Annotated in this window: 20 protein-coding genes, 3 tRNA genes and 1 pseudogene; 14 read left to right on the top strand and 10 right to left on the bottom strand. The window is 73.2% G+C overall.

Annotation, left to right across the window (positions count from 1 at the left end; all coding sequences use genetic code 11):
* Nucleotides 1–99 precede the first annotated feature (99 nt).
* The 3 genes from ACFWWQ_RS15990 to ACFWWQ_RS15980 all read left to right on the top strand — a co-directional run bounded on the left by ACFWWQ_RS15990 (nucleotide 100) and on the right by ACFWWQ_RS15980 (nucleotide 1,527).
* Entirely contained in the window at nucleotides 100–477 is a 378-nt protein-coding gene (locus ACFWWQ_RS15990; protein ID WP_384596335.1) for a hypothetical protein, read from the top strand.
* A gap of 265 nt (nucleotides 478–742) precedes the next feature.
* The gene (locus ACFWWQ_RS15985; RefSeq protein ID WP_384596333.1) at nucleotides 743–1,384 is read left to right on the top strand and encodes a bifunctional DNA primase/polymerase; all 642 of its coding nucleotides are present in this window, start codon (nucleotides 743–745) and stop codon (nucleotides 1,382–1,384) included.
* Nucleotides 1,385–1,453: 69 nt separating this feature from the next.
* A tRNA-Lys gene (locus ACFWWQ_RS15980) sits at nucleotides 1,454–1,527 on the top strand.
* Nucleotides 1,528–1,584: 57 nt separating this feature from the next.
* On the opposite strand, the gene ACFWWQ_RS15975 is transcribed toward ACFWWQ_RS15980, so the two are convergent.
* Nucleotides 1,585–2,826: a M6 family metalloprotease domain-containing protein gene (locus tag ACFWWQ_RS15975; protein ID WP_384596330.1), complete on the bottom strand. Its 1,242-nt coding sequence runs from the start codon at nucleotides 2,824–2,826 to the stop codon at nucleotides 1,585–1,587.
* 302 nt (nucleotides 2,827–3,128) lie between these two features.
* Here ACFWWQ_RS15975 and ACFWWQ_RS15970 point away from each other — a divergent pair, with 302 nt between their 5' ends.
* Entirely contained in the window at nucleotides 3,129–5,027 is a 1,899-nt protein-coding gene (locus ACFWWQ_RS15970; RefSeq protein WP_384596327.1) for a putative bifunctional diguanylate cyclase/phosphodiesterase, read from the top strand.
* 153 nt (nucleotides 5,028–5,180) lie between these two features.
* On the opposite strand, the gene ACFWWQ_RS15965 is transcribed toward ACFWWQ_RS15970, so the two are convergent.
* The 3 genes from ACFWWQ_RS15965 to ACFWWQ_RS15955 form a co-directional block, all read right to left on the bottom strand.
* Nucleotides 5,181–6,329 carry an LLM class flavin-dependent oxidoreductase gene (locus ACFWWQ_RS15965; RefSeq protein WP_384596324.1) on the bottom strand — a complete coding sequence of 383 codons (1,149 nt, stop codon included), beginning with the start codon at nucleotides 6,327–6,329 and terminating at the stop codon, nucleotides 5,181–5,183.
* A 164-nt stretch (nucleotides 6,330–6,493) separates the two neighbouring features.
* Nucleotides 6,494–7,225: a decarboxylase gene (locus ACFWWQ_RS15960; protein WP_384596321.1), complete on the bottom strand. Its 732-nt coding sequence runs from the start codon at nucleotides 7,223–7,225 to the stop codon at nucleotides 6,494–6,496.
* Nucleotides 7,226–7,341: 116 nt separating this feature from the next.
* Nucleotides 7,342–8,337, bottom strand: coding sequence for a decarboxylase (locus ACFWWQ_RS15955; protein ID WP_384596318.1), 996 nt, complete (start codon nucleotides 8,335–8,337; stop codon nucleotides 7,342–7,344).
* 298 nt (nucleotides 8,338–8,635) lie between these two features.
* Between ACFWWQ_RS15955 and ACFWWQ_RS15950 the strand changes: the two genes are divergently transcribed.
* A complete protein-coding gene (locus ACFWWQ_RS15950) occupies nucleotides 8,636–9,601 on the top strand; it encodes a D-2-hydroxyacid dehydrogenase (protein ID WP_384596316.1) in 966 nt (321 codons plus the stop codon).
* Between the two features lie 101 nt (nucleotides 9,602–9,702).
* Complete coding sequence (locus tag ACFWWQ_RS15945) at nucleotides 9,703–11,115, top strand: amidase (protein ID WP_384596313.1); 1,413 nt, start codon at nucleotides 9,703–9,705, stop codon at nucleotides 11,113–11,115.
* A gap of 228 nt (nucleotides 11,116–11,343) precedes the next feature.
* Here the strand turns inward: ACFWWQ_RS15945 and ACFWWQ_RS15940 are convergent, their stop codons facing one another.
* On the bottom strand, nucleotides 11,344–11,844 hold the full coding sequence (locus ACFWWQ_RS15940; protein ID WP_384596309.1) for a DUF3830 family protein: 501 nt from the start codon (nucleotides 11,842–11,844) through the stop codon (nucleotides 11,344–11,346).
* A 438-nt stretch (nucleotides 11,845–12,282) separates the two neighbouring features.
* On the opposite strand from ACFWWQ_RS15940, the gene ehuB reads away from it, so the two are divergent.
* The 6 genes from ehuB (at nucleotide 12,283) to ACFWWQ_RS15910 (ending at nucleotide 16,543) form a co-directional block, all read left to right on the top strand.
* Complete coding sequence (gene ehuB / locus ACFWWQ_RS15935; protein WP_384596306.1) at nucleotides 12,283–13,167, top strand: ectoine/hydroxyectoine ABC transporter substrate-binding protein EhuB; 885 nt, start codon at nucleotides 12,283–12,285, stop codon at nucleotides 13,165–13,167.
* Entirely contained in the window at nucleotides 13,164–13,892 is a 729-nt protein-coding gene (ehuC, locus tag ACFWWQ_RS15930) for an ectoine/hydroxyectoine ABC transporter permease subunit EhuC (RefSeq protein ID WP_384596303.1), read from the top strand. Before ehuB ends, ehuC begins: the two co-directional genes overlap by 4 nt.
* Nucleotides 13,889–14,542 (top strand): ectoine/hydroxyectoine ABC transporter permease subunit EhuD, encoded by a 654-nt coding sequence (ehuD, locus tag ACFWWQ_RS15925; RefSeq protein WP_384596299.1) that lies wholly within the window; start codon nucleotides 13,889–13,891, stop codon nucleotides 14,540–14,542. The genes ehuC and ehuD overlap by 4 nt, the downstream gene beginning before the upstream one ends.
* Nucleotides 14,532–15,344, top strand: a complete 813-nt coding sequence (gene ehuA / locus ACFWWQ_RS15920) for an ectoine/hydroxyectoine ABC transporter ATP-binding protein EhuA (RefSeq protein WP_384596296.1) — start codon at nucleotides 14,532–14,534, stop codon at nucleotides 15,342–15,344. The genes ehuD and ehuA overlap by 11 nt, the downstream gene beginning before the upstream one ends.
* A gap of 282 nt (nucleotides 15,345–15,626) precedes the next feature.
* Nucleotides 15,627–16,385 carry an IclR family transcriptional regulator gene (locus ACFWWQ_RS15915; protein ID WP_384596293.1) on the top strand — a complete coding sequence of 253 codons (759 nt, stop codon included), beginning with the start codon at nucleotides 15,627–15,629 and terminating at the stop codon, nucleotides 16,383–16,385.
* A gap of 84 nt (nucleotides 16,386–16,469) precedes the next feature.
* Nucleotides 16,470–16,543: transfer RNA gene (locus ACFWWQ_RS15910), tRNA-Lys, on the top strand.
* Between the two features lie 302 nt (nucleotides 16,544–16,845).
* Here the strand turns inward: ACFWWQ_RS15910 and ACFWWQ_RS15905 are convergent.
* Both ACFWWQ_RS15905 and ACFWWQ_RS15900 read right to left on the bottom strand, forming a co-directional pair.
* Nucleotides 16,846–18,066 carry a hypothetical protein gene (locus ACFWWQ_RS15905; RefSeq protein WP_384596290.1) on the bottom strand — a complete coding sequence of 407 codons (1,221 nt, stop codon included), beginning with the start codon at nucleotides 18,064–18,066 and terminating at the stop codon, nucleotides 16,846–16,848.
* A gap of 49 nt (nucleotides 18,067–18,115) precedes the next feature.
* Complete coding sequence (locus ACFWWQ_RS15900; RefSeq protein ID WP_384596287.1) at nucleotides 18,116–18,535, bottom strand: SsgA family sporulation/cell division regulator; 420 nt, start codon at nucleotides 18,533–18,535, stop codon at nucleotides 18,116–18,118.
* Nucleotides 18,536–19,110: 575 nt separating this feature from the next.
* Between ACFWWQ_RS15900 and ACFWWQ_RS15895 the strand changes: the two genes are divergently transcribed.
* A tRNA-Lys gene (locus ACFWWQ_RS15895) sits at nucleotides 19,111–19,184 on the top strand.
* 83 nt (nucleotides 19,185–19,267) lie between these two features.
* Here the strand turns inward: ACFWWQ_RS15895 and ACFWWQ_RS15890 are convergent.
* From ACFWWQ_RS15890 to ACFWWQ_RS15880, 3 genes and pseudogenes are all read right to left on the bottom strand, one after another.
* On the bottom strand, nucleotides 19,268–19,975 hold the full coding sequence (locus ACFWWQ_RS15890; RefSeq protein ID WP_384596284.1) for a class F sortase: 708 nt from the start codon (nucleotides 19,973–19,975) through the stop codon (nucleotides 19,268–19,270).
* Nucleotides 19,965–20,213 (bottom strand): hypothetical protein, encoded by a 249-nt coding sequence (locus ACFWWQ_RS15885; protein WP_384596281.1) that lies wholly within the window; start codon nucleotides 20,211–20,213, stop codon nucleotides 19,965–19,967. The genes ACFWWQ_RS15890 and ACFWWQ_RS15885 overlap by 11 nt, the downstream gene beginning before the upstream one ends.
* Nucleotides 20,214–20,419: 206 nt before the next feature.
* Nucleotides 20,420–20,842: pseudogene (locus ACFWWQ_RS15880) on the bottom strand (HAD hydrolase-like protein); the annotation flags it as partial.
* 54 nt (nucleotides 20,843–20,896) lie between these two features.
* On the opposite strand from ACFWWQ_RS15880, the gene ACFWWQ_RS15875 reads away from it, so the two are divergent.
* On the top strand, nucleotides 20,897–21,223 hold the full coding sequence (locus tag ACFWWQ_RS15875) for a recombinase family protein (protein WP_384596278.1): 327 nt from the start codon (nucleotides 20,897–20,899) through the stop codon (nucleotides 21,221–21,223).
* Nucleotides 21,224–21,272 lie beyond the last annotated feature (49 nt).

The raw sequence follows: 21,272 nt of genomic DNA, 5'->3' as shown, positions 1-21,272 counted from the left end.
GACGCCACGCGCGCCGGGCGGGACCTCGTACGCAAGGGGCCTGCCCCCTTGCGCGGCGCGGGACAATGGAATGCGGCACTCGACCCTGGAGGTACGTTCATGTCCGAGCCGCGACCGGCTCCCGACCCGCGCGGTGCGGCGCACCGGCGCATGCGGCCCGCGCCGCTGCTCTTCGAACCGCCCGAGGCCACGGCGGACCCGGAGCACTTCTTCGACCTGGAGTCGATAGCGGACCCGCGCGAGCTGCTGGGCCGCTCCACGGAGCTGGCGCTCGCCTTCCGCGCCGCCGCCGACCGGGCGACGGAGTTCCAGGCGCTGGCCGCCGCGCAGCTCGCCGACCCCAAGCGGTTCGACCGCCTTACGCCGGCGGCGCTCGCCGAGCGCGCGGAGTGGACGGAGGACTACGCCCGCAAGATGGTCGAGTTCGGCCGGAGCCTGATGCACGACGGCGCCGCCCGCCCCGACGGCGGGGACTGACGGCACGGCCGCGGGCCGGGCCCACCGGGGAGGACCGGTGCCGGGCCCGGCACCGACGCGGCACCCGTGAGGGCTGCGAGGGCCGGTCGGCCGCCCCGTACGGGCCACCCGTACGCCCCCGGGAGCGCCCCGGAAGCCCGTCCGGCGGGGCCCGCCCATGAGCCCAGGGCATATGCGCGAGGGGAAGATACTCCCTACCGACCCGTAGTGTCCCGGTTTCGGAAATCCGCCGCGGGGGCGCCCCGTCCGTCGGTAGACCTGTCCCATGAGCGACTGGCAGTCCGACACCTCCCCCGCCCCGGCGTCCCCGGGTTTCCCCACCGCCTCGTACGTCACCCTCGCCGGCGCCGACTGGCTGGCCTCCGCCAGCGCGCGTCCGGGGGCCGTGCGCTCCCTGTGGGCGCAGCGGCCCGCCGCGCCGAGCGTGCTGCCGTGCGGCACCGCCTTCGACGTGATCAACGCGCCCGCGCTCTTCGGCCGCCGGATGGTCGACCGGCTCTGGTCGGACGGCCCCGGCTCCGGCCCCGTCGCCGCCCACCAGGGCCGGATCCTGCTCTTCGCCGCGCCCGGCACCGCGCAGCGGCTGCCCGCACTGCTGGAGTGGGAGGAGTGGGCGGCCGCCGTCCCGCCGCTGCTGTGCCACGGCAGCGGGGACGCGGTGACCGTCCCGCCGCTGCACCCGTGCGCCGGCCCGGCGGACCGCTCCGCGCCACCCGCCACCCGGTGGCTGGTGGCCCCCGACGTCCGCTCCCCCTGGCTGCCGGGGCCGGACGTCCTGCTGTGGTCCTGTGTGCGCGCCGCCCGCACGGACACCGGCGCCGGATACGCCATCGGCCCGGAGCGCCCGGTCCGCGCCGCCTCCGGCCGGGCCCCGGAGTACGCCGCCACCGCGCTGACCTCCCGCTGAGCGTCCGGCCGCCGGGTATCCGATTTTTGCCCTCCCCCTTCCGGGTGCTAAGGTCTTCCACGTCAGCAGGCGCCGCTAGCTCAGTTGGTTAGAGCAGCTGACTCTTAATCAGCGGGTCCGGGGTTCGAGTCCCTGGCGGCGCACAGACAGACAAGGCCCTCACTTCGGTGGGGGCCTTCGTCGTATGCCCGTGGGGCGGGTCAGGCGTGAGTGATCCGGACCGTCCAGTCGCCCGAGGGCGCGCGCCCCTCGACCTCCACCCGTACGCCGTCGGCGGCGTCGCGCAGGCTCTCGCCCACGCCGAGCGGGGCGTCGGCGAGCGGCGGGTGGACGGAGGTGCCGTTGCAGGCGGAGGTGCCCGGGTGGCCATCGAGGACCTGGACGGGGCCCGAGCCGGAGGCGGTGGCGGAGCGGACGCGGTAGACGAGGATGCCCTCGCGGCAGACCGTCCGGTCGTTGCCGCTGGCGTCGCGCGCCTCGATGGCGAGGGCGGTGTCCCGTCCGGTGCGGACCACCAGGAGCCGGGAGCGGTGCTCGTCACCGGGCTCCATGGGGGCGGACAGCGGGCGCAGGGTGTGCCAGCCGGTGCCGGCGAGTCCGGCGCAGTCGACCTGATTGTCGGTCAGCCAGCCGAGCTTCCACCGGTGCCAGCCGAACGGGTCGGGTGCCAGGCCGAACTGGCTGCCCATGAGGTCCCAGTCGCCGACATAGGTGTCCCAGTCGCCCTTGCCGCCCTCGGGGCGGTGGTAGAGGTCCGGCAGGTCGAAGACGTGGCTGGTCTCGTGGGCGAGGACGTTGCGGTCCGGCGGGTTCTGCTCGAAGACGGTGACGAAGCGCCGCAGGTCGGTGTGGTCGGCGCGCATCGGCTGGTCGAGGTTGACGACCTTGGTGGCGTCCGAGTCGACGCCGGGGGCGTCCGGGTCGGCGACGAAGTAGACGATGTCGTAGCGGCTGTAGTCGATGGTGGGGTCGGCGGCGGCGACCGCGTCGCGGAGGTAGGACGCCCGGCTGTCGGCCGCCCAGTCGCGCCGTATCCCGTAGTCGGTGGAGCGGTGCGGCATCCGTACCCACTTCTGGTGGATGTGCGGGCGGAGCCGGAACTTGCCGTACGAGGCGCGGTCGAAGAAACGGGAGGTGGCCGGGAAGTAGTTCCGGGCGAGTTCGCCCGCTCCGGCGACGGGGGTGGAGTCGGGGAAGGAGAGGAAGATCATCACCGCGTCGAGCGTGCCGCGCGGGCGGGGGTAGGCGGTGTTCCAGGTGTCCAGCCCCTCGGAGTGATGGGCGTCGGTGCGGCCGAGGGCGCACGAGAGGGTGGCTTCCGAGGCGGTGGCGGGACCGGCGACGATCGAGGTCGCTATGAGTGCGGTCAGCGAGGTGGCGACCGCCACGACGCGCCGCAGCCGCCGGGGTTCGGCCCTGACGGGCGTCTGGGGGCGCACCACATCGACCTCCGGGGACGGGATTCGGACACCCCACCCACCCTGTGATGATTTAACGCTATTCGTCCTGTTTCCGCGGCCAGAAGAGTGAGCGGCGCCCCACCGCTACTCCGTCACGGAACGTCACACGTGGCCATCGCGGCAATTCAGGCGAACTCCGATGAACACAGCCGGGCAGAAATGGCTGAACTTCCGTCACCCGTGCCGATGATCACGGCGATGTCGCTGGCTCGCCCGCCGCGGCAGCCTCTATGATCGCCACACTTTCCAGCGCGGATTCCCCCCTCCGTCACGAGACCAGCGCCATGCGGGAGCGAGCAGTGAGCGGACACCCCGACAGGCCGGGCCGCACGCCCGGAGTGACGCTTCCCTCCGTGACGGAGCGTAAGGGTACGACCAACGAATCCGGTGTACGGGCCGAACGGCAGGGCACGGCGGGCCGCCTCCCGGCGCTCGCTCACGAGAGCCCGGCCACGGCGTTCGGCGACTACCGCGCCGCGTTCCACTCCGCCCGGCTGCCGATGGCCCTGCTGGACGGCGACGGCCTGATCATCGCGGCGAATCCCGCCTTCGGCGAACTGCTCGGCACCGACCCCGGGCGGCTCACCTCGGCCGCCGCCGCGGACCTCGCCGACCTCGGCTCCGACCCCCGGCTGTGGACCGCCTACCGCGAGGTGCTGTGCGGCCGCAGCGACCGGCTGCGCTGCACCCGCCGCCTCAAGCACCCGGCGGGCCAGACCCTCTGGGTGGAGGTCGGCGTCGAACCGCTGCCGGACGGCGAACGGTTCCTGCTGACCGTCGCCGACAGCAGCGACCGTCACGACCTGCTCGCCCGGGTGCGGCATCTGCAGATGCACGACCCGGTGACCCGGCTGCCCAACCGCGCGCTCTTCTTCGAGCGGTTGTCGTCGGCGCTGGAGGCCGCGTCGTTCGAGCCGTCGGGGACGGGCCGCATCGGCCTGTGCTACCTGGACCTCGACGGTTTCAAGGCCGTCAACGACACGCTCGGGCACCGCGTCGGCGACCGGCTGCTGAGCGCGGTGGCGCAGCGCCTGAGCCGCTGCGCGGAGCGCACCGGCGGGCGGGGCGGCGACGCCTCCCGCGGCCATCTGGTGGCCCGGCTCGGCGGTGACGAGTTCGCGCTGCTGGTGGAGAACTCCACGGGCACCGATCAGGTGGCGGAGCTGGCGCAGTGCGCGCTGGACGCCCTTCAGCAGCCGTTCGACCTGGCCGGGCAGCGACTGTCGGTGTCGGCCAGCATCGGCGTGGTCGAGCGGACCGCGGCGGGGACGACGGCCACGGGCCTGATGCAGGCGGCGGACACCACGCTGTACTGGGCCAAGGAGGACGGCAAGGCACGCTGGACGCTCTTCGACCCCGAGCGCAACGCGCACCGGATGACCCGCCAAGCGCTGTCCAGCACGCTCCGTCCGGCCGTGGACCGCGGCGAGTTCACGCTGGAGTACCAGCCACTGGTGGGGCTGGGCGACGGGCGGGCCGAGGGCGTGGAGGCGCTGGTCCGCTGGCGTCATCCGCAGTTCGGCACGCTGGCGCCGAATCGGTTCATCGCCCTGGCCGAGGAGAACGGCTCGATCGTCGAACTGGGTCGCTGGGTGCTGGAGACCGCCTGCCGTCAGGCCCGCGCCTGGCAGCTGGAGCGGCCCGCGACACGGCCGCTGTTCGTCAGCGTCAATGTGGCCGTGCGTCAGGTGTGGGACTCCGACCTCGTCGCGGATGTGGCCGGGATCCTCGCGGCGACGGAGCTGCCGCCGGAGCTGCTGCAGCTGGAGCTGACAGAGTCGGCGGTGATGGGGTCGGCCGGGCGGCCGCTCCAGGCGCTTCAGGCACTGAGTGACATGGGCGTGCGGATCGCCATCGACGATTTCGGCACCGGCTACTCCAACCTCGCCTACCTCAGCCGGCTGCCGGTCTCCGTCCTGAAGCTCGACGGCACGTTCGTCAGCGGTTTTCGGTCACAGGAGCATCCGAATCCGGCCGATGAAACGATCGTGGAGGCGCTGGTCGCGCTGGCGCACCGGCTCGGGCTGACGGTCACCGCGGAGTGCGTGGAGAGCGCCGAGCAGGCGGCGCGGCTGCGGCGGATCGGCTGCGACACCGGCCAGGGCTGGCTCTACGCCCGGCCGCTGTCCCCGGAACGGATCACCGCCCTGCTCGACGCGGACGGCCGCACCGACGACTTCTGACCGCGCCCCCGTGCCCCCGCGCCGGCTGGACGCGGGGACACGGCGAGGCCGGGTGGCGGCGGGTCCGTACGGCGGGCGGCCCTTACGGCGGGCGGCCCGGTCGGTGCGGCGGGCGGCCCTTACGGCGTGCCCTCGTACGGCGACGGCCCCGGATCAGTCGCGCGGCAGCCCGTACGCGTCGGCTATCAGCTCGTAGGAGCGCAGTCGGGTGGCACCGCCGTGGGCGTTGGCGGTGAGCATCAGTTCGTCGGCGCCGGTGCGCTTGGCCAGGTCGTCGAGGCCCTGACGGACGGCGTCGGGGGTGCCGTGGACGATGTCGGCGAGCCAGTTGTCGACGAACTCCCGCTCGCGGGCGCTGTACGGGTACGCCGCGGCCTCCTCGGGGCTCGGCACCAGGCCGGGGGTGCCGGTGCGGAGGCGGAGCATGGCGAGCGCGCCGGTCATCACCTGGCGGCGGGCCTCCCGTTCGTCCTCCGCGGCGAACGCGGCGACGCCGATCAGGGCGTACGGCTCGGAGAGCACCTCGGAGGGGCGGAAGGACGCGCGGTAGAGGTCGAGGGCGGGCACGGTGTTGGCGGCCGAGAAGTGGTGGGCGAAGGCGAACGGCAGGCCCAGGGACCCGGCCAGCCGGGCGCTGAAGCCGGAGGAGCCGAGGAGCCACAACGGCGGGCGGTGCGGGGACTGCACCCCGCCGGGCGAGGTCGCCTGAACGGGCCCGGGGACCGCGTGGATACGGGCGTACGGGTGGCCGTCGGGAAACGTGCCGTCCAGGAAGCGGGTCAATTCGGCGAGCTGCTGCGGAAAATCTTCCCCACGGTCTCGGCTTCGCTCGACCAGGGGAGACCCCATTGCGCCCTCATGGAGCCGCTCCGTGCGGCGCAGGGCCGCGGCGGTGGCGCCGTCGGTGCCCGGGGCGCGGCCCAGGCCGAGGTCGACGCGGCCGGGGGCCATCGCCTCCAGGGTGCCGAACTGCTCGGCGATGACCAGCGGCGCGTGGTTGGGCAGCATCACGCCGCCGGAGCCGAGGCGGATGCGGTCGGTGTGCGCGGCGAGATGGGCGAGAAGGACGGCCGGGGAGGACGAGGCGACGCCGGGCATGGAGTGATGTTCGGCGACCCAGTAGCGGTGGAAGCCGCGGCGCTCGGCGATGCGGGCGAGGTCGGCGGCGGTGCGGACGGCATCCGTCGCGGAGCTGCCCGTGCCGACCGTCACGAGGTCGAGCACGGACAGGGGGACGGGCGCGTCGCCCCGGGCGGTACCGCGGATCTCATCGCGCTGCTGCTGGTCGTTGTGGCCGCTCACGGGCGGGTCCTCCTCGCTTCGCCGGTCTGCGGTCGGGACAACCGGAGATATTCTCCGGTTATTCCCGGATCCGGTTCACCCGTTCCCGTGAATCCGCCCCCGGATGACGTGCCGGTGCCCCCGGCCCAAGGGCGGGGGCACCGGCACCGGGAGCGGCCGTTTCCTCACCCCTCCCGGTGGGCGGCGGCGGTGAAGAGCGTGCCCAGGGCGGGGCGCACGACGGTGCGGCCCACCAGGCGCAGGCCCTCCCAGACCGTCACCTGATTGGCGGTGAGGACCGGCTTGCCCAGCTCGGTTTCGAGGTCCGCCAGATACGCCGCGGTGTGCAGGGCGGTGTCCGGCAGCAGGACCGCCTCGGCGTCGGGGTGGTCGCCCGCCCGGGCCATGGCCAGCACCTCGTCGCGGCCCCAGGTGCCGACCTCGGCGGCGGTGATGACGCCGCTGCCACGGGTGGCGACGACTTCCGTGCCGGACGCCTTGAGGAAGGCCCGGAACAGCTCCGCGACGTCGGTGGGGTAGGTCGCGGCGACCGCGACGCGGCGCAGGCCGAGCGCCCGGACCGCGCCCGTGAACGCGAAGGACGTACTGGACGCCGGGAGCCCGGCGGTGACGGACAGTTCCCGGGCCTGCTCCTGGGCGCCCTCCCAGCCGAAGACGAAGCTGGCGCTCGTACAGGCCCATACGACGGCCTCGGCGCCCAGGGCGCGCAGTTCGCCGACGCCGGCGGCGAGCCGTGCCGCCGACCCCATCTCCAGCAGTGCGTCCACCCGGTGGGCGTCCTCGCCGATGTCGGTGTGGACCAGGGGCAGGGCGATGCCCTCGCCCAGGAGGGCGGCGAGGCGCGGATAGTCGTCCTCGGCGGAGTGGCCGGGGTAGAGGAAGCCGACCGTGGTCATGCGGTTCTCCCTTGAGTGGGGGCTCGGGGCGGGGGACGGCGCGCCGCGACGGGGCGCGCGGGCGGGTCCGGACGGCGCGCGGGCCGTGGTCCGCGCGCCCGGGGGCTGCTCCGGGGTCAGTGGCGGGTGCCTCCCCGTCGGGTCCGTGCTTTTCGCGTGCGGCCCTCCGGGGGGTCGGCGCCCGGCGACGGTTCCCCGGGCGGGGCCGTGCGGGCAATCTCGGGCGGGGCGGCGGGGGCCAGCTCCGTCGGGGCGGCGGGGGCCAGCTCCGTCGGGGCGGCGGGATCCGGTTCCGGCGGGGCGTCCGGCCGGGTGCCGGGCACCTCCGGGGCGGGCGGGGCCGGCGGTGCGGGGGTCATCCCGGCGGGACCGGCGCGGGCCACCGGGTCCAGCAGCGCCTGGTACGGCCCGACCGCCCGGACGCCGATCGCCCGCAGCGCGGCCCACAGCGTGACCTGGTTGGCCGAGACCACCGGCATCCGCAGCTCCGCCTCCAGCTGCGGGATGGCGTCGTACGTCGGCAGGTTCGTACAGCTGATGAAGAGTGCGTCGGTGCCGTCGGCGACGGCGGTGCGGGCCATGGCGACGACATCGCGGTAGGGAACCTGCCAGATGTGCCGGGTCAGGCCGAGGTAGGCGCGCCCGGTGACCGTGATGCCCGCCTCGCCGAGAAACGCCTCCAGGGAGTCGGTGACCGACCGCGTGTACGGCGTGACCACGGCGATGTGCCAGGCGTCCAGCTCCCGCAGCGCCTCGATGAGCGCGCCCGAGGTGGTGAGGGAGGGGACCGCCCCCGCCTGGACCATCGCGGCCGTCATCGCCCGCTCGCCCGCGAGCCCGCCGACGAAGCTTCCGGACGCACAGGCGTAGGCGATGGCCTGTGGGGAGACCGCGCTCAGCGCCTCTACGGCGGCGCGCAGCGTTTCGTGTTCGCTGACCATACGGGCCAGGTCGAGGCTCACCTCGACGGGTACGAACGGGGTGCGGGTGAGGTGGAGGGACACATCGTCCGGTACCCAGCGCCACAGCTCGCGGTCGAGGGCGAAGTCGAACGGTGCGACGACGCCCAGGCCGAGCTGGGGCTGAGGGCCACCGAGAAAGGAGACGTCCATGTAAGCCCCTAGGAGATACGAAGGGCAGTGGCCAAAACGGTGGCCAAAGGGGGATGGAGAGCCGGTACGAGCCGGGACGTCGGAACAGTGCCGTTGTTGACACGGTAGATACGACTTCTTAGCGTGGTCAATCCTCACATCTCCGACATTTGTCGGCCTCGTGTCGCCTGTCACCTCCCCGGCCTTCTCCCGTTGCCCACCGGCCCGTCGCCGCCGTAGCCGCCGTAGCCTTCCCGTAGGGCTGCTCTCCCGCCTCCTCCGCCCCCGCCCGGTACACGTCTCAGAACGGTTCTGGCCCATGTCCGAAAGCACCGTCCTCGTCCTGGGTTCCGACCCGCCGCCGAAGCTGGACCGGCTCACCGGCCGGGCCCGGGTGGTGCACGCCGACGCGGCCACGCTCGCCGACCGGCTGCCCACCGCCGATGTGCTGCTGGCCTGGGACTTCACCTCCGACGCGATCCGCGACGCATGGCCGGCCCAGGGGCCGCGGCCCGGGTGGGTGCACACCGCGAGCGCCGGGGTGGACCGGCTGCTGTGCCCTGCGCTGGTCGCCGACGACACGCTGGTGACCAACGCCCGCGGCGTCTTCGAGCAGCCGATCGCGGAGTACGTCGCCGGGCTCGTCCTGGCCATGGCCAAGGATTTCCACGGGAGTTGGGAGTGGCAGCGGCAGCGGCGCTGGCGGCACCGCGACACCCGGCGGCTCGCCGGGACGCACGCCGTGGTGGTCGGCTCGGGCCCCATCGGCCGGGCCGTCGGCACCACCCTCAAGGCACTGGGTGTCAGCGTCGATCTGGTGGGCCGCCGGGAGCGCACCGGCGATCCGCAGTTCGGCACGGTGCGGGCGTCCGAGGCGCTGCGCCCGCTGCTGGGCGGCGCCGACTGGGTCGTCTGCGCGGCGCCGCTGACCGAGGCGACGCGCGGCCTGTTCGGCCCGGAGACGTTCGCCGCGATGCGTCCCGGGGCCCACTTCGTCAACGTCGGCCGGGGGCCGCTCGTTGACGAGGACGCGCTCGTCGAGGCGCTGCGCTCCGGGCATCTCGCGGCCGCCGCGCTCGATGTCTTCCAGCAGGAGCCGCTGCCGTCCGGCAGCCCGCTGTGGGACGCGCCGGGCCTGATCGTCTCGCCGCACATGAGCGGCGACACGCTGGGCTGGCGGGATGCGCTGGCCGAGCAGTTCGCGGACAACTTCGACCGCTGGGCGGCCGGTGAACCACTGGAGAACGTCGTCGACAAGCGGCTCGGCTACGTCCCGGTGCGCTGATCCGGGCCCGTCCGCTCCCCCGGCTCCCGGCCCCGCCGGACCGCCCGTCGCCATCCGCCCCCGCCCCGCCACGGGGCGGCAGCCCGACCGGAGGACGCCCCATGACAGCACCGAACCGGCTCGCCACGCTCTCGGCCCGGCAGCTCACCGACGGGTACGCCGCCGGTACGTTCTCACCCGTGGAGGCGGTCACCGCCGCGCTGGAACGGGCCGGTGCCGCACAGGAGCGGACCAACGCGTTCACCCTGATCGACGCCGAGGGGGCGATCGCCGGGGCCCGCGCGTCCGAGGAGCGCTGGCACGCCGGGCGTCCGGCCGGGCCCGTCGACGGAGTGCCGGTGACCGTCAAGGACCTGCTGCTCACCCGGGGAAGCCCGACCCTGCGGGGTTCGCTGACGCTCTCCCCCGACGGCGCGGCGTGGGAAGAGGACGCGCCGTCGGTGGCCCGGATGCGGGAGGCGGGCGCGGTCTTCCTCGGCAAGACCGCCACCCCGGAGTTCGGCTGGAAGGCCGTCACCGACAGCCCGCGCAACGGCGTGACGGGCAATCCGTACGACCCCGGCCGCACCTCCGGCGGCTCCAGCGGCGGCAGCGCGGCGGCGCTCGCGCTGGGCGCCGGGCCGCTGAGCCTGGGCACCGACGGCGGCGGGTCGGTCCGGATCCCCGCGTCGTTCTGCGGGGTCTTCGCGCTGAAGGGGACGTACGGGCGGGTCCCGCTGTACCCGGCGAGCCCGTTCGGGACGCTCTCGCACGTCGGGCCGATGACGCGGGACGTGGCGGACGCGGCGCTGATGATGGACGTGATCAGCGCGCCCGATCCGCGCGACTGGTCGCATCTGGGCCCCGTCACCGGCTCGTTCCGGACGGCCCTGGCGGAGCCGGTGGCCGGGCTGCGGGTGGCGTACAGCCCGGCGCTCGGCTGGGATGTGCCGGTCGCCCCGGACGTGGCGGCGGCGGTGCGCTCGGTGGTGGAGAAGCTGGCGTCGCTGGGCGCGTACGTCGAGGAGGCCGATCCGCCGATCGCGGACCCGGTGGAGGCGTTCCACGTGCTGTGGTTCAGCGGGGCGGCGCGGGTGGTGGAGCATCTGGACCCGGCCGGGCGGGAGCTGCTGGACCCGGGGCTCGCGGAGATCTGCGCCCTCGGCGCCCGGTACGGCGCGCTGGACTATCTGGCCGCCGTCGACACCCGGATGGCCCTCGGCACGGCGATGGGCCGCTTCCACACCACGTACGACCTGCTGGTGACGCCGACGCTGCCGGGCACGGCGTTCGCGGCGGGCGTCGAGGTGCCGCCCGGCTCCGGGTTCGACCGCTGGACGGGCTGGACGCCGTTCACCTACCCGTTCAACATGACGCAGCAGCCCGCCGCGACGGTCCCCTGCGGGCTGGACCGCGACGGACTGCCGATCGGCGTGCAGCTGATCGCGGCCCGCCACGCGGACGCCCTGGTCCTGCGTGCGGCGCATGCGCTGTACGAGGCGGGGGTGGCGGGGATTCCGACGGCTTGGGGGTGAGGGGGCGGGGCCGCCGGGCGAGGTGGGCGGCGGACGGGCCTGAGCGGCGCGGCCCGGGGCGCGACCCCGGACGGCACGCGGCCTCGGGCCCAGGCGGCGCACGGGCCATGCGGTGCGCGGGCCATGCGGTGCGCGGTCCCGGGCGCAGACGGCGCGCGGCCCAGGCGGCGCGCGGCCCAGGCCCGGGGCGCGCGGACCGCACCCGCACGCCCCCGCGCCGTCCCGCCCCTAGGCCCGGCGGAAGCTGAGGCTCTCGCCCACCGCGCCGGCCCGCCACAGGTCCTGGCAGGCGTCGGCCATCCGGTCCAGGCCCTCGACGACGGTGCCCCAGACGATGCCGGGGACCCAGCCCGCGTCGCCGTTGATGAGCAGGTTGTTGCGTTCGTAGAAGAGCGCGAGATCGACGACGGTGGAGCGGCCGTGGGCCTCGGACTCGGCGGCGTAGCCGTACGAAGAGGTGCCCAACTCGGTGCCGCTGAAGGTGAAGTAGCACAGGTCACCCGGGATCGGGGTGATCGTGGGGTTCTCCAGCGGGGGCTCCTGCGCGGCGAACGGCGCGATGAGGGTGTAGATCTCGTTGCGCGCGTACTTGGCGTGGTAGACGTCGCCGCCCAGGGGCAGCGCGTCCCAGACGGCGGCGCAGGTGAGCGGCGCGCGGTCGTCGAGCAGCCGGGCGGTGCAGTGGACGCCGCGCTTGTCCAGCGAGACGTCGAGGAAACGGTCGGCCATGGTGCCTCCTTCGGTCCGTGGGATCCCGGGGCGTGCACTGCCGGGCGGCGCGCCCCGGGGCGGTCCGCGACGCCGCGCCGCGGACCGGGCGGGCTCCGCGGGACCGCCCGGTGCCTGCCTATCCGCCACACCGCCCGGAATCCGGGAGGGCGGCGCCGGGCGAATCGGTGAATTCCGCGCGGCCTGCGGGAAATACGGGCCATCAGCGGCGGCGACGTACCCGGCCACACCGCCGCACACGATCCCCAATCGCTCGGACAGTTCCCGATGCGGCGTATCCGGCACTCTCACCGTAGGCGGTGATAACGGATGTACGCCACGCCCGAGCGGCAGTTCCATCAAGGGCCGGAAACAATCGGCATATGTTCGAACGGTACGGGTAGTCGCGCGCCCATGGCTCCACCACAGGGGAAAGATTCAGGCATCAGTGTCAGAGGGATGAGCCGCCGCTCGCTGTTGACAGGAGCGGCGGCTTTCGGTGCGGCAGGCGCGTTGACGGCGGCCACCGGGTGCGCCCGGGTCGATGTCACCGGCGCCACGGACGGGGGACATCTGCTCGATGATCTGCGGGAGCGCTCCACGGTGCGGATGGGGATCGCCGGTGAGGCGCCCTATGCGTACATCGACAGGAACGGCGAGCTGACGGGCGAGGCACCCGCCGTCGCCCGCACCATCTTCAAGAAACTGGGTGTCCGGAATTTCGAGCCCGTACCGGTCGAATTCGGCGCCCTGGTCCCGGGTCTGCATTCCTTCCAGTTCGACATGATCGTCGCCGGAATGTTCATCAACAAGGCCCGCTGCCAGGCGGTCCTCTTCTCCGATCCGGATTACGAGTCGAAGGACGGATTTCTCGTCCCGAAGGGGAATCCGAAGAAAATTCACTCCTATCGGGACATCGCCCGCGGCGGATTCCGGATGGGCACCGGCGTCGGCTACGCGGAGCTGGACTACGCGGTCGGCAACGGCGTGCACAAGAGCACCGTCCAGACGTACGGCGACACGATCGCCGGGATGGAGGCGCTGGAGGCGGGACGCATCGACTGCTTCGCGGGCACCGCGCTCGCGATGATCGAGGCGCTGAAGACCGGCCGTCACCCGCGGGTGGAGATGACCGAGCCGTTCACCCCGGAGGTGGACGGCACGCCACAGCGCGACGGCGGCGGCTACGGCTTCCGGATCGGCGAGACGAAGCTGCGCGACGCGTTCAACCGCGAGCTGCACGGCATGAAGCGGAGCGGTGAACTCCTGCGCCTGGTAAGGCCGTTCGGATTCACCGAGGAGTTCATGACCGATCTCACGACGAAGGAGCTGTGCAAACGGTGACCGGAGCACTGTGGGAACTCTTCTTCAAGGGCCTGTGGATCACCGTCCAGTTGATGGTCTACAGCGCCGCGCTGGCCGCCGCCGTCGCATTCGGCATCGGCATCACCCGCACCTCCCGCCTGCGCGTGGTGCGCTTCCTGTCGGGCGCGTACGTGGAGATCTTCCGCGGCACCTCGGCGCTGGTCCTGATGTTCTGGCTGTTCTTCGCCCTGCCGCTGCTGGGCTGGCAGCTGGCCGGGATGTGGGCCGGCACCCTCGCCCTCGGCCTGTCGTACGGCGCGTACGGCTCCGAGGTGGTGCGCGGCGCGCTGGGGGCGGTGGCGCCCGCGCAGCGGGAGGCGGCCATCGCGCTGAGCTTCACGCCCTGGCAGCGGATGCGGAAGGTCCTCCTGCCGCAGGCACTCCCCGAGATGATGCCGCCGTTCACCAACCTGCTGGTCGAGCTGCTCAAGGGCACCGCGCTGGCGTCACTGCTCTCCATCGGCGAGCTGACCTTCGAGGCGAAGCTCGCCCGGCTCTCCACCGGTGAGAGCGCCCAGGTCTACGGGATCATCCTCGTCCTCTACTTCGTCATCGCGTTCGTGGTGACCCGGATCATGCGGCTGGCGGAGCGGCGGGCCAAGGCGTCCGTCGGGCGGGCCCCGGAGACCTCCGGCGGCCTGTTCTCCCGCACACCTGCCGTCGCGGGCACCGCCGCACCGGCCGCCGGAGGTGGCACGCCGTGAACACCTGGTCATGGGGGTACGTCGGCGACATCCTGCCCGACCTGCTCAAGGGGCTCGGCGTCACCGTCGAGGCGACGCTGCTGGGGTCGCTGGTGTCGTTCGCGCTGGGTCTGGTCTGGGCGCTGGCGCTGCGGTCGCGGAGCCGCTGGGTGACCTGGCCCGTCGGCGCGGTCGTCGAATTCGTCCGCAACACCCCGCTGCTGGTGCAGCTCTTCTTCCTCTTCTTCGTGCTGCCGAGCTGGGGTCTCACCTTCTCCCCGCTGGTCACCGGCGTCATCGGCCTCGGGCTGCACTACTCGACGTACACCGCCGAGGTCTACCGCGCCGGCATCGACGGGGTGCCCGCCGGGCAGTGGGAGGCGGCCGTCGCGCTGAACCTGCCGCGGCGGCGCACCTGGACCGCGGTGATCCTGCCGCAGGCGCTGCGCCGGGTGGTCCCCGCGCTCGGCAACTACGTCATCGCGATGTTCAAGGACACGCCGATGCTGGCCGCCATCACCGTGGGCGACATGCTCTTCCAGGCGAACACCATCGGCGCGACCACCTTCGACTACATGGAGCCGATCACCGTCGTCGGCGTCCTGTTCCTCGTGATCTCGTACCCGACCTCTCTCCTCCTGCGAGCCCTGGAGCACCGCCTTGTCCGCTGACACGCACCTTCCGAAGGACGCCGACCGCCCCGCCGGCGGCACCGAGCTGATCCGCTTCGACCGCGTCACCAAGCGGTTCGGGTCCCACACCGTCCTGGACGCGCTGGACTTCACGGTCTCGGCGGGCAAGCACGTCACGCTGATCGGCCCGTCCGGCTCCGGCAAGACGACGATCCTGCGGCTGCTGATGACGCTGCTGACGCCGGACGAGGGCACCATCAAGGTCGGCGACGCCTGTCTCACCCACGAGGAGAAGGACGGCCGCCTGATACCCGCCGGTGAGAAGCACATCCGCGAGGTCCGCAAGAACATCGGCATGGTGTTCCAGCAGTTCAACCTCTTCCCCCACATGAAGGTGCTGCGCAACATCACCGAGGCGCCGGTGCACGTGCTGGGCCTGGGCAAGGACGAGGCGGAGGAGCGGGCCCGCGGGCTGCTCGGCCTGGTGGGGCTGACCGCGCACCTCGACAAGTACCCGACGCAGCTCTCCGGCGGCCAGCAGCAGCGGGTGGCCATCGCCCGCGCGCTGGCGATGCGGCCGCAGGTGCTACTGCTGGACGAGGTGACGTCCGCGCTCGACCCGGAACTGGTGGCCGGGGTGCTCGACGTCCTCCGGGACATCGCCCGCACCACGGACATCACGATGCTCTGTGTGACCCATGAGATGTCCTTCGCGCGGGACATCTCCGATGACGTGCTGATGTTCGATGCGGGCCGGGTCATCGAGTCCGGTGCACCGGAGAAGATCTTCAGCGACCCCGAGCACGAGCGGACCCGGGAGTTCCTCGGCGCGGTGCTGTGACGCCGATCCTGCCACTCAGAGGAGCCCGGCCCCGTTCCGGAGGCCGGGCTCCGGCGCGTCCGGCACCCGCCGCACGGCTGTGACCATGGCATATGCCGTCCCGCGGGCACCGTGCGGGCCGCGCGCGGAGCGTGGTTTTCGGTCAAGACCCTCTCCATCGGGGGTCGTTGGCCGCTATCGTGATAGAAGTCCCGCCGCCCGGGAACCGCCGGCGGCCCGCGCCGCTCGCGCCCGACGGCGGCGGATACGACGCAAGCGGTACCGACCTGCTAGGGGGCCACCGTGGCGCTGAAGCCCGATCCGACCGCGCCGTTCGCTTCGGTGCAGCACTCCCTGCGCGTACTCGAAGCGGTCTCCCGGCACAGCGGCGGCATGACCGATGTCGAGATCGCGCGCCACACCCAGCTGCCCGCCACCCATCTCGCGCAGATGCTGACGATGCTGCGGCGCGAGGGGTACATCGAGCAGGTGCCGGACGGCGCGTACGTCGTCGGCGAATCGCTACTGCTGCTCGGCACCGGCGGCGACCGCGATCAGGCGCTCCGCGACAAGCTCCAGATCACCCTCGACGACCTGCGGGATTCGGTGGGCGCGGCGGTCTACATCAGCCGGTACATCGACGGCGAGGTCAAGATCCTGCACTACGCGGACGGGCCGCTCGCCCCCAAGGTCAACGAGTGGGCCGAGTTCCGCCGCACCGCGCACGCCAGCGCGGTCGGCAAGTGCCTGCTGGCGCAGCTGGACCACGACGGACGCAAGGACCATCTGGCCCGGCACAAGACCGCCCGGCTCACCTCGCGGACGATCACCAACGAGAAGATCCTGCTGCACAAGCTCGACAGCCAGCCGCCGACGGTCCCGGTCCTCGATCTCCAGGAGTACGCCGTGGGCACGGTCTGCGCCGCGGTGCCGATCACGGCGGGTGCGGCGGTGGGCTGCCTGGCGCTGTCGATGCCGCTGGAGAACGCCCACCGGCTGCGGCAGGCGGCCGACGCGCTGAACCGGCGGGCCGCGCCGGTCCTGCTGTCGCTGGCGATCTGACCTGGGGCGGGGCGCCTCGGGGCCCGGTGGGCGGGGTGGTCGGGAGCACCCCGCGGAAGCAGGTAGTATTTCTTTTGTCAGCGCGCGCCGCTAGCTCAGTTGGTTAGAGCAGCTGACTCTTAATCAGCGGGTCCGGGGTTCGAGTCCCTGGCGGCGCACCTGTGAAGTGGGCGTCTCCGGTTTTCCGGAGGCGTCCATTTCGGCGTTACGGCACTTATGCACGCTCCCTGCACGTGCACGGTGGCCATTTCCGGTCCGGCGTACAGGGGGCGTACGGGGAGCGTGACCGGGGGCATCCCGCGCGGACACCCGGCCTCCGGCGGGGGCGCCCGGACCGCCACCCGTACGGGGATCCCGTACGGATCGGGGACGCGCGGGACGGGCGGGCTCCGGAGGCCGGGCGGTCGGGAAGCCGTGGCGGCGGGGGGGCGTCGTACGGCGCGGCGGCGCGCCGGGGCGATCAGGCCGCAGCGCTGAGGGGGACGGAGGCCGGGGCGGCGGCGGACTGGATCAGTGCGGTGTAGGTGCGGCGCAGGGCGATCAGGGACTCCTGGGCCTCTCGGTAGACGGCGGCGTCGGGGCCGCCGCGGTGGGCGAGGGTGCGGACCGGGGCGCAGTGCCGGTCCATGGCACTGAGCCAGGCGCGGTGATGGGCCGGGAGATGCCGGCGGAGCAGCTGGCGGCCGCCCTCCCCCATGCGGCGTCCGCCGATGCCGAGAACCGCGTCCGCCGCCTGGAGCACGGGCGGCTCCAGGGCGCCCTGCCCGGCGAGCGTCCCGATCACCTCGGACTGCCGGGCGGTGGCCGGGGCATCCGCCAGCTCGGCGGCCTCTTCGTGGAGTTGGGCGCGGAGCGCGTGCTGGATGCGGACCAGGCGGCGCAGTGCCGTGCGGGTGGAGGAGTCGTCGGGGGCGCGTCCGGCGAGGGTTTCGGCGAGGCGGAAGAGCCAGATGCCGTGCGCCTCCAGGCGGGTCACGGCGAGCATGAGCCGGTCGAGGCGGCAGAGCGGCTCGCCCTCCGGGGCCCAGCGCACGATCGGTACGAGCTGTTCGGTGCGGGCGAGTTGATCGATCGGCAGATGGCGGCGGGGTTTGCGCTCCGGGGCCCAGTTGTGCAGCGACAGCGCGGGCAGCGCCACGAACTGGTCGTGGTCGATGCGGTGCGCGATGGCGGACCACAGGTCGAGGAAGCCGGTGTCGGCGCACCGTCTGGCGGCCGGGGCCTGCGGGTCGAGCCCGGACCAGCCGCAGGCCACCGCGATCACGGCGATCCGCATCGCGGCGGCCTCCGCATTGCGCGGGGAGAGCCGCGACACCCGCTGCCGCAGCGCGGTCAGCTCACCGGCCCGGCCGGACCGTTCGACCGCGGCGACGGCGTCCGCGGCGCCCGGCGCGAGGGCCGCGGTCCGCGCCAGGGCGTCCAGCAGGGTCCAGGTCCCGATCATGCTGCGCACCGGTGGCCGCTCCGGCAGGAAGCCGTGCGCCCGCGGGTCGTGGGCGCCCGCGATACGGGCGTCGGCGTCGCCGGGCACGGCGCCCGCGGCCGTCCGGGGCTCGGGGCCGGAGCCCTGCCGGGGGACGGTCGCGGACCGGCCGGCGCGCTGCGCGGGCGGCACCGTCGGGCGGCGCCGCGCCGGGGCGGCCGTCTCCGGGGCTTCGGCGGTCGTGGTCCCGGTCGTCATCGTCGTCCTCACCGTCGTCACAGTCACCGTCGTCACAGTCATCGCCGTCTCAGCACTTCCCCGCCAGCAGCCGGGCCAGGTGGGCGTCCAGCTCCAGGTACCGGTCCTCTTCGCCGGGCGGCACGATCGCCGCCGTCTGCTCCAGCCAGGCGGTCAGTTCCGTGGCCCGCACCGACAGTTCGCAGACGCTGTCGTCGCTGAACAGCTCGATGTGCACCCGGCGCCGCCCGTCCGCCGCGACCTGCGGCCACACCCGTACGTCACCCTCGCCCTCCTCGCCGCGCACCCCGCCCAGCAGCAGTTCCCGGGCGAACACCCAGGTGGCGGCCGTCACGCCGCGGCTGATGAAGGCGACCTCGACCTCGTACGGGCGGTCACTGCGGTAGCTGAACCGGCCCGCCACCGGCACCTCGTCGTCCGGGCCGAGCAGCAGGGACATGTCGAGGGTGCGCTTGGCTGTCGACACCATGACGATCAACCTTTCCGAGGGAAGGACGGTCCCGGCGGACCCGGGCGGGGTGCGCGTCTTAGCAGACGTGAGGGGGCGTGACGGGGTTGCAAAAGGCAGGTAACGAGTGACGGAGACCATCGCGCCGGACGGCCGGTGGCAGTCGCTTCGGCGGGCGGTCCGGGGACACCGGTCCGCTACGGCGGCCGGGCCCGGCGGTGGGCAGGGTGCGGGCGCCGGTGGCCCCATCTGGCCTGTTCGCACCGTGCGTTGATGCCCCGTCATCGTGCCGCCTCCGTCCGTTCGCGCCTCGCCCTGCTCCCGTCCCAGCCTCGCAAGGGGCGCCCCGGGCCGCACGTCGGCGGTCCGGCCAATGGCGCAATACCGTGGCTTCGATCCTCACAGACCGTGGCGGACGCCCCACCCGCCGAAGGTCCCAAGATCACGGGACTTTCGCCCGGCCGGGGTCATCGCCGCCCGAGCCCCCACAGTCGTGTGATGCACTTCACCGCCCTTGGAGGCATGAAAAGGCCCAGGGCGGTCCGGAGTGGTCGGGGGAGCCCGGGAAGGTCGTGTAAAGTTCTTCAGGTCGGCAGGCGCCGCTAGCTCAGTTGGTTAGAGCAGCTGACTCTTAATCAGCGGGTCCGGGGTTCGAGTCCCTGGCGGCGCACAGACAGACGAAGGCCCCCACTCCGGTGGGGGCCTTCGTCGTATGCCCAGGCCCAGGCCCAGGCCCAGGCCGCGTCCAGCGCTTCAGTGCGCGGCGCCCCCGGAGTCGTAGCCGCTCAGGAAGGCCGAGACGACCACGGTCGGGGCGGTGGGGCGGCGGGTGATCAGGCGGAGTTCGGCGCGGTGCGGGTCGTGGGCGGCGGTGGCCGTGGCGGGCAGGGCCTTGCCGTGTGGAGAGAGCCGGACGTCCTCCACGGTGAAGCGGGCCGTGGCGCCGTCGTCCCGGCGGATGTCCACCCGGGCGCCAGGCGTGAGGCGGGCCGGCCCCCCGGCGGTGGGGCCCCGGCCGAGCAGGACCGCGGCGCCCGGGGTGCCGGGCTGCGGCCCGTAGGCGTACCACCCGGCGGGGCCGTCCGCGGAGGCGGCGGGGACGGCGGCGGCGTCCGGGGGCCCGGGGGCGAGCGGTGTCCGCAAGCCGAGGGCAGGGACGGTGAGGGCGCGCGGGGTTCCGGCGGCGGAGACGGGCAGCGGCGGGCGGGCGCGGGGCGGCGTGGGGCCGGGCGGGCGGCCGACGGCGGCGATGTCGCCGGTGGTGGTGAGCTGCGCGACGGCGTCGCTGCGGGCGGCGTCGCTGCCCCAGAGCCAGAGGCCGAGCAGCAGCACCGCCCAGGCGGCGCCGGTGAACCAGCGGCCGTGACCGGCGGCGGGCGCGGGCTCCGTACGGGGATCGGCGCGCGGGGGCGGGTCGGCGGGGCGGGTGAGGGGCCGGAGGGGGTGTAGCTCAGTGGTCATCGGTGCCGCCGCCTTGACGCTCGCGGCGGATGCGGAGCCGGAGCCGGAGCAGCTGCCCGGCGATGATCAGTATCGCGCCGCCGGCCAGGACCAGACCGACCGCCTGGGCACCGCTCATCTCGGCGGCGGTGCCGCTCGCGACGGGGCGGGCCGTCGCGCGCGCGGGCACCGCCGTCGCGGTGCCTCCCGCCGCATGGACCGCGAGCAGGGCACAGAACGTGAACAGTAGCGAGCGCATGGTGAACCTCCGCATACTCCGAAGGTCCGCCCGAACGCGGGCGCCCGCATCCGGGGGGCGGCGCCGGTGGCCCGTTCAGGCGAGCTGGGCACCAGTGGTTCGGCGGTCCGGCGGTTCGGCGGTTCGGCAGTCCGGCCGGGCCCCGGTGCGTCAGATCAGGTCGACGAGGTCCGCTCCGTCAGATCAGGTCGCCGAAGTCCGCTCCGTCAGATCAGGTCGACGAGGTCCGCGATGGAGTCGACGACGCGGGAGGGGCGGAAGGGGTGGCGTTCGACCTCTTCGGGGCGGGTGAGGCCGGTGAGGACGAGGAAGGTTTCCATGCCCGCCTCCAGACCGGCGAGCATGTCGGTGTCCATCCGGTCGCCGATCATCGCGGAGCTCTCGGAGTGGGCGCCGATGGCGTTGAGGCCGTGCCGCATCATCAGCGGGTTGGGTTTGCCGACGAAGTACGGTTCGACGCCGGTCGCCTTGGTGATGAGCGCGGCCACCGAACCGGTGGCGGGCAGCGCGCCCTCGGCGGACGGCCCGGTCTCGTCCGGGTTGGTGGCGATGAAGCGGGCGCCGTTGTTGATCAGCCGGATCGCCTTGGTGAGGGCTTCGAAGGAGTACGTCCGGGTTTCGCCCCGTACACACAAAACGTACACCGAGAGGCGACCATGGAAGTAAAGGCAACAAGGGGTGGCATGCTCGCGGTCGGTGGGTACACCCGCATCTCCGACATCGGTCAGGTAGGCGACGGCCGCGAGGGCCGGGAGGGCGTGCTACGTCAGCGCGAGGACGTTTATGACCTGGCCAAGGCCAAGCGCTGTAACGTGCACCGGATCTACGAAGACAACGACATCTCCGCGTACAAGCGGAACGTGAAGCGCAAGGACTTCGAGGCCATGATGGCCGGCCTCGAAAGAGAGGCCATCCACGGCATCCTCGCGTACAACATTGACCGCCTCTTCGGACAGCCGCGTGATCTAGTGTCTCGTGATCCTGTTCATGTCAGTTCGAGTTGTTATTGACGAGTTTCTTCACGTTAGTCGCGACGAGCCGGACCTTCGCGAGGACCTC

It is taken from the genome of Streptomyces sp. NPDC059080 (assembly GCF_042739975.1).
Classification (GTDB): Bacteria; Actinomycetota; Actinomycetes; order Streptomycetales; family Streptomycetaceae; genus Streptomyces; species Streptomyces benahoarensis.
This window is presented reverse-complemented; position numbering and strand designations above follow the sequence as displayed.

Coding starts and splice junctions, on each gene's coding strand:
- ACFWWQ_RS15990 (WP_384596335.1), top strand. CDS start 100: ATGTCCGAGCCGCGACCGGCTCCCGACCCGCGCGGTGCGGCGCACCGG.
- ACFWWQ_RS15985 (WP_384596333.1), top strand. CDS start 743: ATGAGCGACTGGCAGTCCGACACCTCCCCCGCCCCGGCGTCCCCGGGT.
- ACFWWQ_RS15970 (WP_384596327.1), top strand. CDS start 3,129: ATGCGGGAGCGAGCAGTGAGCGGACACCCCGACAGGCCGGGCCGCACG.
- ACFWWQ_RS15960 (WP_384596321.1), bottom strand. CDS start 7,225: ATGACCACGGTCGGCTTCCTCTACCCCGGCCACTCCGCCGAGGACGAC.
- ACFWWQ_RS15955 (WP_384596318.1), bottom strand. CDS start 8,337: ATGGACGTCTCCTTTCTCGGTGGCCCTCAGCCCCAGCTCGGCCTGGGC.
- ACFWWQ_RS15950 (WP_384596316.1), top strand. CDS start 8,636: ATGTCCGAAAGCACCGTCCTCGTCCTGGGTTCCGACCCGCCGCCGAAG.
- ACFWWQ_RS15945 (WP_384596313.1), top strand. CDS start 9,703: ATGACAGCACCGAACCGGCTCGCCACGCTCTCGGCCCGGCAGCTCACC.
- ACFWWQ_RS15940 (WP_384596309.1), bottom strand. CDS start 11,844: ATGGCCGACCGTTTCCTCGACGTCTCGCTGGACAAGCGCGGCGTCCAC.
- ehuB (WP_384596306.1), top strand. CDS start 12,283: ATGAGCCGCCGCTCGCTGTTGACAGGAGCGGCGGCTTTCGGTGCGGCA.
- ACFWWQ_RS15905 (WP_384596290.1), bottom strand. CDS start 18,066: ATGACGACCGGGACCACGACCGCCGAAGCCCCGGAGACGGCCGCCCCG.
- ACFWWQ_RS15900 (WP_384596287.1), bottom strand. CDS start 18,535: ATGGTGTCGACAGCCAAGCGCACCCTCGACATGTCCCTGCTGCTCGGC.
- ACFWWQ_RS15890 (WP_384596284.1), bottom strand. CDS start 19,975: ATGACCACTGAGCTACACCCCCTCCGGCCCCTCACCCGCCCCGCCGAC.
- ACFWWQ_RS15885 (WP_384596281.1), bottom strand. CDS start 20,213: ATGCGCTCGCTACTGTTCACGTTCTGTGCCCTGCTCGCGGTCCATGCG.
- ACFWWQ_RS15875 (WP_384596278.1), top strand. CDS start 20,897: ATGCTCGCGGTCGGTGGGTACACCCGCATCTCCGACATCGGTCAGGTA.